The sequence below is a fragment of the Staphylococcus sp. 191 genome (assembly GCF_011174885.1).
Classification (GTDB): Bacteria; Bacillota; Bacilli; order Staphylococcales; family Staphylococcaceae; genus Staphylococcus; species Staphylococcus coagulans.
The window spans coordinates 1-1,463 of record NZ_PNRJ01000029.1 but is presented as its reverse complement, the minus strand read 5'-3'; the positions used below and the strand labels follow the sequence as shown (position 1 = coordinate 1,463).

1 rRNA gene is annotated in these 1,463 nt (G+C 50.5%); it reads left to right on the top strand.

The annotated features are described in order from the left end of the window. A 23S ribosomal RNA gene (locus C1H58_RS11950) occupies nt 1–1,377 on the top strand; the annotation flags it as partial. Nucleotides 1,378–1,463: the final 86 nt, after the last annotated feature.

Below are 1,463 nucleotides of genomic sequence, written 5' to 3'. Positions count from 1 at the left end.
CTCATTAAGATTGAGCTGTGATGGGGAGAGGAAATTGTTTCCTCGAGTCGTTGATTTCACACTGCCGAGAAAAACCTCTAGCTAGAATATCGGTGCCCGTACCGCAAACCGACACAGGTAGTCAAGATGAGAATTCTAAGGTGAGCGAGCGAACTCTTGTTAAGGAACTCGGCAAAATGACCCCGTAACTTCGGGAGAAGGGGTGCTCTTTGGGGTTCACGCTCTGAAGAGCCGCAGTGAATAGGCCCAAGCGACTGTTTATCAAAAACACAGGTCTCTGCTAAACCGTAAGGTGACGTATAGGGGCTGACGCCTGCCCGGTGCTGGAAGGTTAAGAGGAGTGGTTAGCGCAAGCGAAGCTACGAATCGAAGCCCCAGTAAACGGCGGCCGTAACTATAACGGTCCTAAGGTAGCGAAATTCCTTGTCGGGTAAGTTCCGACCCGCACGAAAGGCGTAACGATTTGGGCACTGTCTCAACGAGAGACTCGGTGAAATCATAGTACCGGTGAAGATGCCGGTTACCCGCGACAGGACGGAAAGACCCCGTGGAGCTTTACTGTAGCCTGATATTGAAATTCGGTACAGTTTGTACAGGATAGGTAGGAGCCTTAGAAGCGTGAGCGCTAGCTTACGTGGAGGCACTGGTGGGATACTACCCTAATTGTATTGGATTTCTAACCCGCAGCACTTATCGTGCTGGGAGACAGTGTCAGGCGGGCAGTTTGACTGGGGCGGTCGCCTCCTAAAGTGTAACGGAGGCGCTCAAAGGTTCCCTCAGAATGGTTGGAAATCATTCATAGAGTGTAAAGGCATAAGGGAGCTTGACTGCGAGACCTACAAGTCGAGCAGGGTCGAAAGACGGACTTAGTGATCCGGTGGTTCCGCATGGAAGGGCCATCGCTCAACGGATAAAAGCTACCCCGGGGATAACAGGCTTATCTCCCCCAAGAGTTCACATCGACGGGGAGGTTTGGCACCTCGATGTCGGCTCATCGCATCCTGGGGCTGTAGTCGGTCCCAAGGGTTGGGCTGTTCGCCCATTAAAGCGGTACGCGAGCTGGGTTCAGAACGTCGTGAGACAGTTCGGTCCCTATCCGTCGTGGGCGTAGGAAATTTGAGAGGAGCTGTCCTTAGTACGAGAGGACCGGGATGGACATACCTCTGGTGTACCAGTTGTCGTGCCAACGGCATAGCTGGGTAGCTATGTATGGACGGGATAAGTGCTGAAAGCATCTAAGCATGAAGCCCCCCTCGAGATGAGATTTCCCAACTTCGGTTATAAGATCCCTCGAAGATGACGAGGTAAATAGGTTCGAGGTGGAAGCGTAGCGATACGTGGAGCTGACGAATACTAATCGATCGAAGACTTAATCAAATTTGTTCATAAGGTTTTACTTGTGAATGTATACTTACTATCTAGTTTTGAATGTATAACATTCAAAAAGTATTTTTGTTTGGTGA